The sequence below is a fragment of the Psychrobacter sp. 1044 genome, from assembly GCF_904846525.1.
Lineage (GTDB): Bacteria > Pseudomonadota > Gammaproteobacteria > Pseudomonadales > Moraxellaceae > Psychrobacter.
Genome location: NZ_CAJHAZ010000032.1, coordinates 1 through 16,364, shown reverse-complemented (window position 1 = coordinate 16,364; position 16,364 = coordinate 1). Strand labels below are relative to the sequence as shown.

Sequence of the window (16,364 nt, the reverse complement as noted above, 5' to 3'; positions counted from 1 at the left end):
CTCAGGAGTGTAGGTTTGTCTTTTCATTGTCGTATTCTCTCAGAATGTTAAGTCTCCGACAATACCGGGGCGGTTCACTTGAGCATAGCTCTCGTCTTGCGTCGGGACGAAGCAGTGCTTCGTTTTATCCCTCCTCGTTTAAGATGTCGCGCTCCATAGTCAGCCGCTTAACCTGTTTACGCAGATCTTGGAGCTCGCGCTGTTCATCCGTTAAAGCGTTGCCGACTTTAGGCGCTTGGCCACTCATTTCTTGACGGTATTGACTCAGCCATTTCTGCAAGGTGGATTTACCTATCCCTAAGGAATTGGCCACGTCAGGTATTTTACGTTTGTGATCAACAACTAAGCTAATCGCTTCTAATTTGAATTCTCGGGTGTATTGGTTGCGTTTGGTGGTCATACTATTTTCCTCTTTGGGTTAGTATAAACCTCTTCCGTGCTGTCCTAATTTATTATGCCACTACACATAGATAAAAGGGCTCAAGAACACTACTCGATGAAAGATTAAGCTTTTATTTTTGACGCTCATTTTTAAAATGAGGACAGCTCTTACTTCGCTCGATTAGATAAAATGACGCCAACTGTGCTTAACACGATGCCGCACATCATTGCGATTGATAAAGACTCATTGAGTATTAATGCTGCGAGTAAAGCGGTTAATCCAGGAGACAAGGAGCCAAGCAATAAGGTGCGAATGGAACCGAGCTTGTTGACCGCATAAGAAAACCCAATGGTTGAGACAATACCAACACCAACGCCCTGTATTAAGATAAAAGGTAGGGCATCGTCAAACGAAACAGCCCCGAGGTTGGTCTCTAAAAGTCCAGATAGAATCATCACTAATGTCACCAAAAATGCGGTATAAGAAAGGACGATAGCAACCGCTACTGGACTCAAACTCGTACTTTTTAAACCTAATGTGTAACCTGCCCAAACCAAACTCGCAATCACTAGAAAGGTCATACCCTGTAGCAGACTATTAGGTGTTGGCCCTGCATTTCCCACCATCATCGTGGCTACGCCAAAGAAAATAATCATGAATGCCAAAAATTTCTTTAGCGATATACGTTGGCGATAAAAAACAAAGGATAAGAGTGCGGCAAAGAATACTGGCGTCCCTGTCAAAATAGTACCAACGTAAGCTGCAGGAGCAGTGCTCGCGCCAAAAGTGGCAAGCAACAGAAAAGGAGCACCGCCAAATAAAATAAAAATGGCATCAGCCCCTCTAATGTTTCTGATTTCCTTCAAACTAGAGAATACCCAAGGCGTCAATAAAAGTAATGGCACGCTAAATCGAATGACCATGACATCAGCAATGCTTAACGACGATGCCCCGACCGCCCTTACCGTTAATGCAAAGCCTGACCAAATCAATATCACAACAATCATCGCCGCATAGCCTTTCATCAGCGGAGATAGTGTAAACAAGGGGTTTTTACGTGATGAGGGCTGAGAAATGGTATTCATATGGATGGCTTATGCTTGTATATAAAGCCTAATTATCAATCAAAAATCGCGCTTTTATCTCTATTCATTTATTGCAAATCTATAGTTATTTAGCGGATAATGCCAAATAATATAGAATTATTGGCTGAAAACACCAGAAAGGCAATATATGGACAGAATCGACCGTCATATTTTGGAAGCGCTTCAGAAAGAAGGACGCTTATCAACAGCTGAATTAGCCGAGCGCATTGGTCTGTCACCCTCACCTTGTGCTAGGCGCCTGAAACGTTTAGAAGATGAATTTTATATAGAGGGTTACCAAGCGAACATAAATAGAGCTAAAGCTGGCATTACGATGAGCTTTTTTGTGGAAGTCAGTCTGAGCAACCATCAAGAAGGATCGATTACAGCCTTCGAACAAGCGTTATCCGAGATGGATGAGGTAATCAATGGACATGTTGTTTCGGGCCCTTATGATTACTTATTGGAAGTAGTCAGCGCAGACCTCAATGATTATGAAGAGTTTACTCGTAAATTGCATAAGCTTACTAGCGTTAAAGGCATACATACCCACTTATCAGTGAGAAAAGTGATTAATAAAACAACGTTGCCTATTTTTACGTGATATGGTAGGTAATCGTCCCAACCATAAGACACTTATCAAATAGAATTGAGCTGCGTGGTTTAGTTTCTGTATCGGCGTAAAGCCGCCATTGTCCATGTTCGGGCGCTCGTAATTGTAGTGATATAACCAATCCTCTGCTTGCTGACGGACTTGATCTAAATCCGTAAACAGCTCTTGGTTCAACCAATCATAGCGCATCGTTCTGTTAAAACGCTCCACATAAGCATTTTGTTGTGGATTGCCAGGCTCAATACAACTAATGGTGATGCCTTGATCGAAAGCCTAGTTTCTGAGCGCACTACTAAGATATTCAGGTCCGTTATCACATCTCACTTGAACCGTTTTACCTCGGTATTCAATCAGCTGATTTAAACTGTGTATGACTCTGTGAGCGGGTAATGAGAAGTCGATCTCAACCGTTAAGGCTTCACGGTTGTAATCATCAATGACATTGAATAGTCTAAAGCCGCTGCCATCAGTTAAGGCATCATGCATAAAGTCCACGCTCCAGCTTTGGTTTATTTTATCTGGTACAGCCAAGGGTAGCGGTTTAGCGCGCTTAATGCGACGCTTAGGTTTAATTCTAAGGTTCAGTTCAAGCTCACGGTAAATGCGATACACGCGCTTATGGTTGTATGGTAGCCCCAGTACATTACGCAGGCTTAAAAAGCACAATCCAAAGCCCCAGTTCTTGTTCTGCTCGGTCAGCTCTATAAGCAAGTGCGCGATCTGCTGATTCTCATCCGTTGCTAACGACTTGTGATAATAACAGGTGACGCTGATATTAAAGATCAGGCAAGCCCTGCGGATACTGATGCCATGCTCTTTAATATAGTGACAAGCCATCTCTTTGCGCCTGAGGGGCGCTACCACTTTTTTGACATGGCATCCTGTAATATGTCTGATTTAAGACATTCATCAGCGTACATCTTTTTTAATCGAGCATTCTCAACTTCAAGCTCTTTGAGGCGGCTGATGAGCGCAGCATCCATGTCACCATATTTAGAACGCCAGTTGTAAAAGGTGCTTTGGCCGACATTGTGCTCACGGCACAAGTCAGCAATAGGGACGCCTTGTTCTGCTTGTTTGAGGATGTTAACGATTTGATTATCAGTAAAGCGTGTCTTTTTCATAGGAGTCTCCTGCTGGTATATTTTAGCAGTTAATCTCTATTTCTAGGTGTTCTTATTTATTGGGGGGATTACCGCCCTATCTACTCACTGGATTATACCTATGGTTCGGTTCCCTAGTGAGGACTTGAACGCTAAGCTGTGGGCGAATGGTATCAACGCTTTAACTCGCTGAAATAGCCACAGTGCACTTCATGGTGTACTTACCATAAATATTCGGTGGTGTGTCAAAAAGTATGCTGATCAAAATTTGAACAATTTTTGAAGCTTTGAAAGCCATATAGAATCAGAGAACTTAGCATAGACTTCTTATTGATTTTTAGCGCCAGCATACTTTTTAGAACACCACCAAATATTTCATCAGTTGTTCAGTTTACTGACTTAGATGTTTGGCATGAAAGCGCAAATGCTCTTCAATAAAGCTGGCGATAAAATAGTAACTATGGTCATAGCCCTCATGCAATTGATACATTAAAGGATAATCGTTTGATTCTGCAGCTGCGAGTAAAGCTTCTGGCTTGAGCTGCTCTACAAGGAAGTTGTCAGACTCACCCTGATCTACTTTAGCAGGAACTAATTCAGTTGCTCGTTTCATGAGCTCACTAGGATCGTAGTTCAGCCAATTGGCTTTATCTTCACCTAAATAAGCAGTAAAAGCTTTTTGTCCCCATGGAGAATTCACAGGGTTACTGATAGGACTAAAAGCAGATATTGAACTATAGCGCTCTGGGTTAAGCATGCCAATGTTCAACGCACCAAGACCACCCATCGAATGACCAGAAATGGCTCTCTTATCAGATACTGGAAACGATGCCTCAATTAACTCAGGCAACTCATTGACCACATAATCATACATCTGGTAGTGCTTGCTCCAAGGCATCTCAGTAGCATTAACGTAGAATCCTGCCCCTTGACCTAAATCGTAGGCTGCATCATCAGCAACATCTTCACCACGAGGGCTAGTATCTGGGGCGACAATAGCGATACCCAATTCTGCAGCAATACGCTGTATCCCAGACTTCTGCATGACGTTCTCATCTGTGCAGGTCAAGCCTGACAACCAATAAAGGACAGGGACTTTTGTACCACTGCCCATCTGAGGCGGCAAGTAAATAGCAAACTGCATACTACAATTTAATGATTTTGAATGATGGCTATACTGCTTATGCCAGCCACCAAAACTTTTATTGACACTAATATTCTCTATGGACATACTAAAACACCTCTGTTAAAACATTAAATGCTGCCCCCAAAAAGAGACAGCACTGTTATCATGACAACATAACTACTTAATGTTAATCACCTATAAATGACCGATCATTTGTTAAAAAAGATCATGATGACTCATTCTTAAAAATGAATAACCGTACGAATACTCTCGCCTTTATGCATCAAGTCAAACGCTTCATTGATGTCTTCTAATGGCATGGTATGAGTAATGAAATCCTGTAATGGGATTTCGCCCGCTAGATAGCGCTCAACATAACCTGGCAATTCCGTACGACCTTTCACGCCGCCAAATGCTGAACCTTTCCAGACACGACCAGTCACTAACTGGAATGGACGGGTTGAAATTTCTTTACCTGCACCAGCCACGCCGATAATAACCGACTCGCCCCAGCCTTTATGGCAGCACTCAAGCGCGGAACGCATCACATCGACGTTACCGATACATTCAAACGAATAATCAACACCGCCATCGGTTAACTCAACGATGACTTCCTGAATTGGTTTGTCATAATCTTTTGGATTAATACAGTCAGTTGCGCCTAGTTTTTTGGCTAACTCAAACTTGCTTTCATTGATATCAATCACAATGATGCGGCTGGCTTTTGCCATTGCAGCACCGATGACCGCTGACAGACCAATACCGCCCATGCCAAAGATAGCGACCGTAGCACCCTCTTCGACTTTTGCAGTGTTCATGACCGCGCCCATACCAGTCGTGACGCCACAACCTAGCAAGCAAACTTCTTCTAATGGCGCTTCTTTATTGACTTTAGCCAATGAAATCTCTGGCAAGACAGTATATTCAGAAAAAGTTGAGCAGCCCATGTAATGATAAATTGGCTCACCATCTTTATAAAAACGCGTTGTGCCGTCTGGCATCAGACCTTTACCTTGAGTCTCGCGCACTGCTGAGCATAGGTTGGTTTTACCTGAAGTACAGAATTTACATTCACCACATTCTGCGGTGTATAGAGGAATGACATGGTCGCCAACTTGGACACTGGTGACGCCTTCACCAATTTGCTCAACGATACCACCACCTTCATGACCCAAAATCGCTGGGAATACACCTTCTGGGTCTTCACCAGATAAGGTAAAGGCATCGGTATGACAAACGCCACTGGCGATGATTTTTACCAAGACTTCGCCTTTGCGCGGCAGCATGACATCCACTTCTTCGATAGATAGCGGCTGATTTGGCCCCCAAGCAATGGCGGCTTTCGATTTAATAAATTTATCTGACATAAGAGTCTCTCTTTTTGGTTAGTTGATTGTTGTCCCTGTTCAACTCAGACATATTTCTAGAACACCATGTTGAGCTGAGCGAAAAATTTGATCTCTATTTACCTTACCATTTTGTGATATGAGTGTTCTACTGCTTTACTATTATCTTTTAGCCCCATCAAATGCAGCTACTTAAAAGGATACAGTACTTCGTTGCTACTTTACATCAATGGCTATGCCCTTGTGATAGGCTAATGGTAGCAACGCCTACTGCAACCAACCCCATGCCGATCCAAGTGCTCAAATCGAGATGTTGTCGGTAGATAACCGCAGACAATGCCGTTACCGTCACTATCGCAAGTCCTGCCCATAGCGCATGAACAATACCAACCGGCATTCCTTTCATAGCCTGTCCTAAAAAAACAAATGCAGCTAGATGTCCTAACAGAACTAACATACTTGCTAACGGCTTAGTGAAGCCATCCGTCTGTTTTAATGCAACGTGAGATAAAGCTTCTGCAACCACTCCGAAAAAAAGAAACATCCAACTCATTTTGCACCTCTTGTATTAGCAAGCTTTAGTTGCAATGAACTGGAGCCTGTTTGAATTTATGCTTGTATTATATCTATTTCTGATTAGATGATAATATGCTATATTCGAAACTATCTTTTGCATATAGGTAATAATGATGAAATGGGATGGTATCAGTGAGTTCGTTTACGTGGCTGAATACGAGAGTTTTACGAAAGCTGCAAAGAAAATAGGCATCTCGACCGCTCAAGTAAGTCGACAAGTCAGCGCCTTAGAACAACGTCTCAATATTAAATTACTTTACCGAACGACTCGTAAGGTCTCGCTAACAGAAGAAGGCCGTGTTTTTTATCAGCACTGCCGCGGGGTACTTGATGGTCTCGATGCCGCAGAGCAAGCGGTGACTAATTTGCAGTCAAAACCGCAAGGCATGATTAAACTGACAACTCCTGTCACTTATGGTGAACAACAATTGATGCCATTGGTGAATGACTTTATGGTGCAATATAGTGATATTGAAGTGACTGCCTTTTTGAGTAATCAGCAGGTTGATTTGATTGAAGAGGGCTATGATTTAGCCATTCGCATTGGAAAGCTTCGTGATTCGACTATGATGGCAAAAAAACTCAGTAGTCGTACTAATTTTGTCTGTGCGGCGCCCTCCTATATTGAGAAATACGGCATACCGCATTCTCTGACCGAACTTGGTCAACATAACTGTCTGCTGGGGACGCTAGACTACTGGCACTTTAAAGAGTCTGGTAAAGAGAAAAACATTCGAGTGACAGGTAGCGTGCGTTATAACAGCGGTTATAGTTTAGTCGATGCGGCTATAAAGGGATTGGGTATTGTGCAGCTACCTGATTACTACGTACAAAAGCATTTAGAATCGGGGGAGCTGGTCAGCTTATTGGATAATCTTAGGGAACCTGAGGAAGCTATTTGGGCTCTATATCCTCATAATCGCCATTTGTCGCCAAAAATTAGGCTGCTACTAGATTATTTAGCAGCACATTTATCTAAACCCTAACTGGGTGATAGTAAGAACTACCCATACTTTAAGGCCTCGCACCTCGAAAGATAAATCATCTAATTACTTGGAGGTCTTGCACACTACTCTAACCAACTCGATCGTTAGGAGGCTGACATGATCGTCAAGCAAAAACCGAACGCACTCAAGCTGTTTTTTACCTTGCGCGGCTCTATCCTACCAAAAATTTATCCTCAGATTTTTCTCACCATCTTGCTTAGCACTCTAATAGCAGGCATCCAGTACTGGTTTCCAGGCTTCTTCTCCTCTTATAGTACGGCTCCCTTCACTTTTCTAGGGGTTGCTTTATCATTGTTCCTCGGCTTTCGTAACAATGCCAGCTATCAACGCTGGTGGGAAGCTAGGGGTCAATGGGGTCAGCTAGTAGTGGATGCTCGTAGCTTGGCCCGCCAAGTGCTCTCATTTATGGATGAAGAAACGGAGACTGGACGGCAAACCCAGCGCCGTATGATTCACCTAACCATCGCCTTTACTCATGCTCTGCGCCATCGACTACGTGACACTGAACCTTGGCAGGACGTTGATCGTTTTGTAGAACCCGAGCATCACCTCAGCATGCGCCAAGCGCAAAATCTGCCCGAGTACCTGCTGCGGCTGATGGGGAAAAAGGTCGGTTATAGCCGACGTGAGCGATTATTATAGGAATTTCTAGTACAGAACATGGATGAACGGCTGACCTCTATGACTGTAGTTTTGGCCGCCTGCGAGCGCATTCATTATACGCCACTACCATTTGCTTATACGCTGTTAGTACATCGCACCACCTACTTATATTGCTTTATGTTGCCTTTTGGTTTGGTGTCATCTCTGGGATGGGCTACTCCGTTTGTCTGTGCAGTGATCGCCTATACTTTTTTTGGTTTAGATGCTCTTAGTGAGGAGTTGGAATCGCCTTTTGGCTTGGCCGCTAACAATCTACCACTGAGTGCTCTGTCGCGTACCATCGAAATTAACTTACTAGAGGCACTGGGAGAAACCGATCTGCCGCCCGATATAAAATCTAAAAATGGCTACTTACAGTAAATTATTTTGCGTAAGCAGTTAGCCTTAAGTCTCTGGCTGAGTAGTTATATAAACAGTCTTGATGGTGACGGAACAAATAATGGCATTGTTCAAACATGAGTAGATATACGAGCCTCTATTAATAAAAATTATTATTACCTTATGGTAAAAGTCATTTTCTTTTTAGACCTATTATCTTTTATATGAAATAACGTATGATGGTTTCTATCGACAGACGACGCGGCAAACTTGCTGCAACTCGATAGAAAAACTATTGATAAAAAATCATCCACAACCGGAGAACAACACATGAGCATTTTTACTCACGTTACCCTTGGCACTAACGATGTTAATCAAGCACGTACATTCTATGACAACGTTTTAGAGATTCTAGGGCTTAAACGTATTGCTGACCTAGGTGATAATGGTTCAATATGGGGCGTAGATGCACCATCTTTATTTGTTATGAAACCTAATAATGGTCAACCAGCTAGTGTTGGTAATGGTAATATGGTGAGCTTTGAAGCACCAAGCCGCGCTGCTATTGACGCATTTCATGCAGCAGCATTGAGCGCTGGTGCTCAAGATGAAGGCCAGCCTGGTACACGCGATTGGGCGCCTAACGCTTACGCGGCCTATGTTCGTGATCTAGATGGTAATAAGCTTGCCGTTTATTGCTTCAAAGAAGCATAACAGCAGTCTTACGGACCGCTCGTTCGTAACCGCTAATATTAGTATCAATACTACCGAAAAAGGGTCCTGCAAATTTTGCAGGACCCTTTTTCGTCATTGAAATCAGCTTTATAACACTTGATACCCTGTCTATTTATGTGAGTCCGCGTACTATGTAAGTAACGCACAGACTCTGTAATAGCAACAAAATGTTAAAATTCTTCTTATTACATTCAACCTTTTATAAAGAATATCAATAGATAAATAACACTTATCCATGACTGCAAACGTCAATGAGCAAAATCCAAATATATTTAAAATCAAGAAATACAATTCAATAGGAGTCGCCTGTTTATGGCTACCAATAACAATAAACATATCAATAAAGACATTCTCTGTGACACTGACCACAGTGTTCGAGTCAGGGGAGCTCGCGTTCACAACTTAAAGAATATCGATGTAGATTTACCTCGTGATGCACTGGTTGTTTTTACCGGTATATCAGGATCAGGTAAGTCATCACTTGCTTTTGGCACTTTATTTGCTGAGTCACAACGTCGTTATTTAGATTCAGTATCCCCTTATGCGCGTCGATTGATAGATCAGGTTGATGAGCCTGATGTTGATATGGTAGAAGGTCTGCCGCCAGCAGTTGCTCTACAACAACAACGAGGTACGCCCTCAGTGCGCTCATCAGTAGGCAGTGTTACTTCTATCTCAAACGGGCTACGCATGCTCTATTCACGAGCTGGAGATTATCCTACCGGTCAAGAGATATTGTATGGCGATGCGTTTTCGCCAAATACACCTGAGGGTGCCTGTCCTACTTGCTCTGGTATTGGCCGCGTGTTTGAAGTCACCGAAGAGTTACTAGTACCTGATAACACCAAAACCATTCGAGAGCGTGCTATCGTAGCATGGCCACCAGCGTGGCAAGGCAAAAACCTAAGCCGCATACTGGTGTCACTCGGCTACGATATTGACACGCCTTGGCATAAACTGCCAAAAGAAACCCGCGATTGGATCTTGTTTACAGATGAAACCCCAACCGTTCCTGTCTACCCTGAATACAGCCTTGAGCAAGTAAGAAAAGCGATTGAGAGCGGCGAAAAGCCCAACTATATGGGCACGTTTTCGAGTGCAAAGCGCTTCATACTGCATTCTTTTGCCACTACTCAGAGCTCATTGACAAAAAAGCGCGTTTCTCAGTTTATGCAAATCTCTGTATGTCCGGAATGTGATGGTAAAAAACTGAAAAAAGAATCACTATCCGTTACGTTCGCAGGACTCGATATTGGGGAGCTGTCGCAACTGACCTTTATCGAACTGGCGCGCAAGCTTGAGACTGCGGCCAATAAAGTCCCAACTGACAATATGGCAAATCGTGAAAAGGCTATCGTCGCTCAGCGCATTGCCAGTGATATGTTATCTCGGGTAAAAGCACTGACCCTATTGGGTTTGGGGTACTTATCACTTGAGCGCACCACACCTACACTATCTCCTGGTGAGCTACAACGCTTACGCCTAGCCACTCAAATTCGCTCACAACTTTTTGGGGTGGTTTATGTACTAGATGAACCATCCGCTGGTCTTCATCCAGCAGATACCCAAGCATTACTAAGTGCCTTAGATGAGCTCATTGCCGCTGGTAACTCAGTGTTTGTCGTCGAGCATGATGTGAGCGTCATCAGACACGCTGATTGGATCGTAGACGTTGGCCCCAATGCGGGTACTCATGGCGGCGAGGTGATTTATAGTGGTCCTGTAGAGGGATTGCGCGACGTGACTCACTCGCATACCAGCCGCTATCTGTTCAGCACTGACGCTATCGTAAAACGCACACCAAGAGAGCCGACAGCGTGGCTTAAACTTACAGGGATTACGCGTAATAACTTACAAGAGCTGGATGTCGGTTTTCCATTGGGTGTGATGACTACTGTCACGGGTGTATCAGGTTCAGGCAAGTCGAGTCTAGTGAGTCAAGCTTTGGTAGAGCTCGTTTATGAGGCTCTAGGACAAAAACAAACGGTTGAAGCTCCAACTGGCGAAGCCGATCTACTTGAGCAAGAGTTGGAGACGCCAACCGGTGGACAAATCATTGAGGGTATGGATGATGTCAAACGACTGGTAACCGTCGATCAAAAAGCCATTGGGCGTACGCCGCGCTCAAACCTTGCTACCTATACCGGACTGTTTGATCATGTCCGTAAGCTATTCGCGTCAACGAGCGAGGCAAAATCTCGTCGTTACAACGCAGGGCGTTTTTCATTCAACACGACTAAAGGTCGTTGTCCTAATTGTGAAGGCTTAGGCTTTGTGAGTGTCGAGCTACTGTTTCTTCCTAGCGTCTATTCGCCTTGCCAAGTCTGTCACGGACAGCGCTACAATGAGGACACGCTAGAGGTCACGTATCATGACAAAAACATCGCCGATGTGCTGGCGCTCACGGTTGAATCAGCTTATGAATTCTTTGCAGACGACCCTGCTATCTTGCGAGCATTAAGTGCCTTGCTACAAGTCGGGCTTGGCTACTTACGACTTGGCCAACCAGCAACTGAGCTATCTGGCGGTGAAGCCCAACGTATTAAACTTGCCACTGAATTGCAGCGAACGCAGCGCGGCGATACGCTGTATATCCTAGATGAGCCAACAACGGGTTTGCACCCAAAAGATATCTCGATGTTGATGGCGCAATTGAATGGACTTGTTGATGCCGGTAACAGCGTTATCATGGTCGAACACGACATGCAGGTTGCTAGTAATAGTGATTGGGTAATTGATATTGGCCCTGGTGCAGGTGATGCAGGTGGCCTTATCGTGGCGCAAGGATTACCTGAAACAGTCGCTGAGTCGAAGACCAGCCGAACTGCACCTTTCATGCGCTTCTAGTGCCCGTCGCAAACCTCTTATGACAGTGCAAAAAACGACAGCGATAATCAGTTTATCGCTGTCGTTTTGCTTAATGTAATTTGATCTTTGGACGACCTATGCGTAATATTTTTTCGCTGATCCATAAAGCAAATGTCTTGAAGGCACCATGAATAGACATTTGATGCATGCGATAGAGCGATATGTACATAAAACGGGCAATCTTTCCTTCAATGAAAAAGCTGTTATTGGTGAGATTACCCATTAAGTTTCCCACAGTACCGTAACGTGATAGATTAACCAGTGACCCATAATCGTTATAGGTAAAACCTCGTAGTGGCTGCTTTCTTAGCGTTGCAATTATATTTTTTTCAACACATTTTGCCATTTGATGTGCAGATTGCGCGCGCGGTGGCACTTGTTTGCCATCGGTTTGGGTGAAGGCGCAGCAATCGCCTAATACAAAGATACTGTCATCAACCGTGCTTTGTAAAAATTTATTTACCCGAATTTGATTATTAGAAGTAAGCTCAAAAACCCCCAAATCTTTAATAAAATCAGGGGCTTTTACGCCTGCCGCCCATACCATGATATCAGCCTCAATCTGCTCATCATCTTTCGTAATAAAGCCGTACTTCGTCGCCTCTTTCACCTGTGTATGTTCACGTACATGAACGCCTAGTTTCAATAATTCGCGCTTAGCACTTGATGCAATACGCTCAGGCAAGGCAGGTAAAATGCGTGGTCCCGCTTCAATTAAATGGATGTGTAAACGTTTCGGCGACATATTTGTCAAGCCGTATAGCTTTAATAGATTAGACACATGGTACAGCTCAGCTGAAAGTTCTACTCCCGTTGCACCTCCACCAACAATGGCGATATTAAGTGCTTGCTGCTGGTTATCATCTTGATGAAGACGCGTAAAACCATCAAGCAATGAATGCTGAAAACGTTGAGCTTGCTGAGTTGAGTCCAAAAAGTAGCAGTTTTCCTTCACCCCAGGGGTATTGAAGTCGTTACTTATGCTGCCAATGGCAATAACAAGATGATCGTAGTGCACGTGGCGTTCCGGCAAGATAGTATGGCCTGATTCATCATACAGTGCAGCAAGAGTGATGGTTTTAGTTTTTTGATCAATATTATCAAATTCCCCCAGCTGAAAGTGGTAATGATGCTGAGCAGCATGCGCCGAGTACACCACACCATCTAAATCAGAATCAATAGAGCCTGTCGCGACTTCATGCAGTAACGGTTTCCAAATATGAGTACGGTTTTTATCTATTAATAATATATCGGCTTGCTTTTTCTTTCCTAACTTGTGTCCTAATTGGGTTACAAGCTCTAAACCACCAGCACCGCCGCCAATAACGACAATTTTAGGTGTGATTATATTCATAACGTTGTCCTAGACAATAACATATTCAAATAACTGACAATCTATTCGCAAGGTAGGTTATGAAAACCAGAGTAACTAATAGACTGCTGTCATTATGAGGTGAGATTCATGAAAGCTAAAATCATAAATCAGGCTTTTACGTGGCAGGAAATGGTGAGCTTATGGCCATCACAATCATGAATATTAGAAGCTTAATCGTGAGTACTTGATGTATCTACCCTCCTCAATAGATCGAAGGCAGATGACTTGTTCAAATCGTTATTAACAACCATGAAATCAGCTAACAGGCTCATCATGTATTTTTCATAATAAGCCTGAAATTTTACTTAGGTGCAAACATGTTATCAGCACTGCGATGTGCGGTATAAACTGCCTCACCATCACTTTCGCCATCAAATATAACCGTCACGTTAGGTGTAAATAGTAAGATATCACCTACTTCTGCCACATACTTGTTGCCTTGTAAGTCTCGCATCACAATCTTACCTTTAGTGATTACTTTGTATTCTACAAATTCATAAGTAAACTCAAAATCAACACCAGGTTGCATGGCAAAAAAACCAACCGTTAAGCCATTGGCATTATCGGTGACATTAACTTCTGCCATTTGACTTTTTAGGTTGTTAACTTCAAGTAAGCCAGCGAGTTGGTTTAGCTTATAAGTACCTGCTTTAATAAGTTGGATACCAGATTCTTGAGCAAGTGAGTCTACATTGTTTTTGTTTACGGAAAGAGTCATTATTTTAATCCTAATAAGGTTGACTTAAAGATCAGTATCTGTAAATCATATGTTTTTTAGCACTATAGATTCAGCTCGTTACTTACTATCTGATCTATAACGCCTACTTTACATTGTTTATGAGAAATGATAACCAGCATTAGAATCAAATGACTTTTACATGTTAGTAATAATAGAAGATAATTGCAGAGTATAAATAAGGCTTCCATCATCAGCATTTGAGCTTTGCAGATATTAGTTTAGTTACTATTGAGCATATATAAAGTACGACCGCTAGTGTTGCCAATATGAAGGATAACGGCAAAAAGAAACTTTCTTGCAATATACCATCGGCATTAATACCGTTGTAAAACACAATTTCCAGTAGCCCTGACAAACCAGATAAAAATAACAGTATGAGCACCACAATGACTAGCTTAGACTTCATAATAATTTTTCCATTTGATTGTTTGTAAGTTTACGCCAATGCAAAAACTAAACTAGGCAGCTTAATTCTATTGGATAAGTATCTTATGCTTGGGAGAGTTAGCTAACTACTTTGAATGATATGAAAATTACCAACAAGTCTTTTTTGGACTTATTAATTTAAAGTGTGGATTGTAAATTAGGGTATACCCCAAGGAAACCAGTTATTTTACCTTTCAAACCTATTAACAGACTACTTAAAGCAGACTGTTAGCATGGAACCATCTATAACAGACTTTTGAATTATAAGACTGGCTGCTGTGCTTTTTTCCTATCATTAGCCTATACCCAAAATATAAAACCTTTAAATGATAATCTATCTATCATTAGACTTTTTTCTATTATCAAATGATAGTAATATCCTGCTATTATCAATAAACATTAATGATTAAGTCTAAGTAATAGAGGGGGCGTTATGACCGTTCGTATTTATGTGAGAGCCAGTACTAAGGATCAAGACGCTAAGAGAGCGTTGTCTGACTTGATTAGCTTTAGCCAAAGCTATGATGATAACCATGTTGAGTACGTTGAGCATTTCAGTGGTACTAAGCTTGATAGACCAGCACTCACTCTGTTACTCAATGATGCTGAAGAAGGCGATATTCTGCTGGTTGAAAGCGTGGATAGATTAAGCAGGCTATCTCAAGATGATTTTGCGATTCTAAAGCAGCGTATAAAAGACAAGGGCTTACGATTGGTGGTAGCTGATCTACCAACGACGCATACGGTAAGTAAGGGCATGACAGGTGAGATCCTAACAGTGATTAACCATATGCTGATCGACTTGTTAGCAACGATGGCAAAGCTTGATAATGACAAGCGTAGAGAGCGTATCAAGCAGGGATTAAGCTATGCTGAAAAAACTGTAGAACCCGTTTTGGTAAATTAAAGACTTAATAGAGCGTTTATCATGACTAAGATAACCAGGACTCATAGTGCCGCTTTTATGACTGAAACCGTCAAAAACTAGCAGATGACAACGACAACGGCAAAGTAGCTAGGCAGCTCAGGATGAATGAGACTTCTTAAATGAGGAAGGAGGAAGCGAAGCAGTATTACGCCCCGAGGCAAGATAGTGGCTATGCTAGCAGTAGAATTCAATAGCGTTTAAGCTATAGAACGCCAAGAAAAATGTGGTTTGACTTTCATTATCAGACTGCGTAAATAAAACCCCCTAAGTCAAGTTCTACAGGATTGATAGTATAGGTCTGTAATATAAGTATCTATTAGTTCACATAAAAAAATACTGCCCTACTTTTATCAAAAATATTCAATATAAATCGTAAAACACTCATTCATTGGAATGATTGGGGTAGTAACATATCATAATTTTGATAATTGAATGATTATCATTTACAATAATCTGTAAAAAACTACCTGCAAATACAGTTTATTCTCTAATAAAAATATTCGCAGTTCGCTAAATAACTGGCTGCTACTCTTTAACTATCGAGCTACTTTCTTATGAACAATGTGCAACCTTCAACAAATTCATCGAATTTACAAAAAAAAGTAATGCTCAACCAAATTCATCATAACCGCATAATACGAATATTATTTATGGCGCTAGGCGGTTTTTTCTTCTTCATAGGCTTAGTCGGTATTATTCTTCCAGTATTACCTACCACCCCTTTCATTTTACTAACGGCAGCATGCTGGGCTAAAGGGTCTGATAAATTCAATCAGTGGCTTCTCAAACATAAAGTGTTCGGTGAAATGGTAAAGAACTGGCAGCAGCATCGAGCTATTCCTCGTAAGGCAAAATATTTGGCTTGGTCAATGATGGCTATGTCATGCGGTATGTTGTTTTACCGATTTTCTGATAGTTTGCAGTGGCTTGCTTGGGTTACATGCGCAATATGCATCACTGTTACTGTGTGGATGTCTCGACTGCCGGACGCTTAATTTTTCCTACTATTACAAGACGTTTTCCTGACTCCTTGCTAAGCCTTTGCAAAAAGTAAAATACTCTAAGATAATATAT

Annotated in this window: 12 protein-coding genes and 3 pseudogenes; 7 read left to right on the top strand and 8 right to left on the bottom strand. The window is 42.2% G+C overall.

Annotation, left to right across the window (positions count from 1 at the left end; genetic code table 11):
• Positions 1-124: 124 nt before the first annotated feature.
• Positions 125-400 carry a transposase gene (locus JMX82_RS13665; protein ID WP_045456042.1) on the bottom strand — a complete coding sequence of 92 codons (276 nt, stop codon included), beginning with the start codon at positions 398-400 and terminating at the stop codon, positions 125-127.
• 149 nt (positions 401-549) lie between these two features.
• Entirely contained in the window at positions 550-1,467 is a 918-nt protein-coding gene (locus JMX82_RS13660) for a DMT family transporter (RefSeq protein WP_227676802.1), read from the bottom strand.
• A gap of 148 nt (positions 1,468-1,615) precedes the next feature.
• Between JMX82_RS13660 and JMX82_RS13655 the strand changes: the two genes are divergently transcribed.
• A complete protein-coding gene (locus tag JMX82_RS13655) occupies positions 1,616-2,071 on the top strand; it encodes an Lrp/AsnC family transcriptional regulator (protein WP_045456039.1) in 456 nt (151 codons plus the stop codon).
• A 48-nt stretch (positions 2,072-2,119) separates the two neighbouring features.
• Here the strand turns inward: JMX82_RS13655 and JMX82_RS13650 are convergent.
• The 4 genes and pseudogenes from JMX82_RS13650 to JMX82_RS13635 form a co-directional block, all read right to left on the bottom strand.
• Positions 2,120-3,204, bottom strand: a pseudogene (locus JMX82_RS13650) (IS3 family transposase); the annotation flags it as partial.
• A 370-nt stretch (positions 3,205-3,574) separates the two neighbouring features.
• Positions 3,575-4,408, bottom strand: a complete 834-nt coding sequence (gene fghA, locus JMX82_RS13645) for an S-formylglutathione hydrolase (protein ID WP_205703355.1) — start codon at positions 4,406-4,408, stop codon at positions 3,575-3,577.
• A 143-nt stretch (positions 4,409-4,551) separates the two neighbouring features.
• Positions 4,552-5,676 (bottom strand): S-(hydroxymethyl)glutathione dehydrogenase/class III alcohol dehydrogenase, encoded by a 1,125-nt coding sequence (locus tag JMX82_RS13640; RefSeq protein WP_201540931.1) that lies wholly within the window; start codon positions 5,674-5,676, stop codon positions 4,552-4,554.
• Between the two features lie 205 nt (positions 5,677-5,881).
• Positions 5,882-6,199 carry a DMT family transporter gene (locus JMX82_RS13635; RefSeq protein WP_228706520.1) on the bottom strand — a complete coding sequence of 106 codons (318 nt, stop codon included), beginning with the start codon at positions 6,197-6,199 and terminating at the stop codon, positions 5,882-5,884.
• A 145-nt stretch (positions 6,200-6,344) separates the two neighbouring features.
• Here JMX82_RS13635 and JMX82_RS13630 point away from each other — a divergent pair, with 145 nt between their 5' ends.
• The 4 genes and pseudogenes from JMX82_RS13630 (at position 6,345) to uvrA (ending at position 11,801) form a co-directional block, all read left to right on the top strand.
• The gene (locus tag JMX82_RS13630) at positions 6,345-7,217 is read left to right on the top strand and encodes a LysR family transcriptional regulator (RefSeq protein ID WP_102076505.1); all 873 of its coding nucleotides are present in this window, start codon (positions 6,345-6,347) and stop codon (positions 7,215-7,217) included.
• Between the two features lie 117 nt (positions 7,218-7,334).
• Positions 7,335-8,261, top strand: a pseudogene (locus tag JMX82_RS13625) (bestrophin family protein).
• A gap of 288 nt (positions 8,262-8,549) precedes the next feature.
• A complete protein-coding gene (locus tag JMX82_RS13620; RefSeq protein ID WP_102076504.1) occupies positions 8,550-8,933 on the top strand; it encodes a VOC family protein in 384 nt (127 codons plus the stop codon).
• Positions 8,934-9,266: 333 nt separating this feature from the next.
• A complete protein-coding gene (gene uvrA, locus JMX82_RS13615; RefSeq protein ID WP_045456030.1) occupies positions 9,267-11,801 on the top strand; it encodes an excinuclease ABC subunit UvrA in 2,535 nt (844 codons plus the stop codon).
• Positions 11,802-11,871: 70 nt separating this feature from the next.
• On the opposite strand, the gene JMX82_RS13610 is transcribed toward uvrA, so the two are convergent.
• Both JMX82_RS13610 and JMX82_RS13605 read right to left on the bottom strand, forming a co-directional pair.
• Entirely contained in the window at positions 11,872-13,176 is a 1,305-nt protein-coding gene (locus JMX82_RS13610) for an NAD(P)/FAD-dependent oxidoreductase (RefSeq protein WP_201540930.1), read from the bottom strand.
• A gap of 322 nt (positions 13,177-13,498) precedes the next feature.
• The gene (locus JMX82_RS13605) at positions 13,499-13,915 is read right to left on the bottom strand and encodes a hypothetical protein (protein ID WP_045456027.1); all 417 of its coding nucleotides are present in this window, start codon (positions 13,913-13,915) and stop codon (positions 13,499-13,501) included.
• Positions 13,916-14,795: 880 nt separating this feature from the next.
• Here JMX82_RS13605 and JMX82_RS13595 point away from each other — a divergent pair.
• Together JMX82_RS13595 and JMX82_RS13590 are read left to right on the top strand one after the other, a co-directional pair.
• A pseudogene (locus JMX82_RS13595) lies at positions 14,796-15,230 on the top strand (recombinase family protein); the annotation flags it as partial.
• A 614-nt stretch (positions 15,231-15,844) separates the two neighbouring features.
• Positions 15,845-16,285: a YbaN family protein gene (locus JMX82_RS13590; protein ID WP_045456021.1), complete on the top strand. Its 441-nt coding sequence runs from the start codon at positions 15,845-15,847 to the stop codon at positions 16,283-16,285.
• The last annotated feature ends 79 nt before the right edge of the window (positions 16,286-16,364 follow it).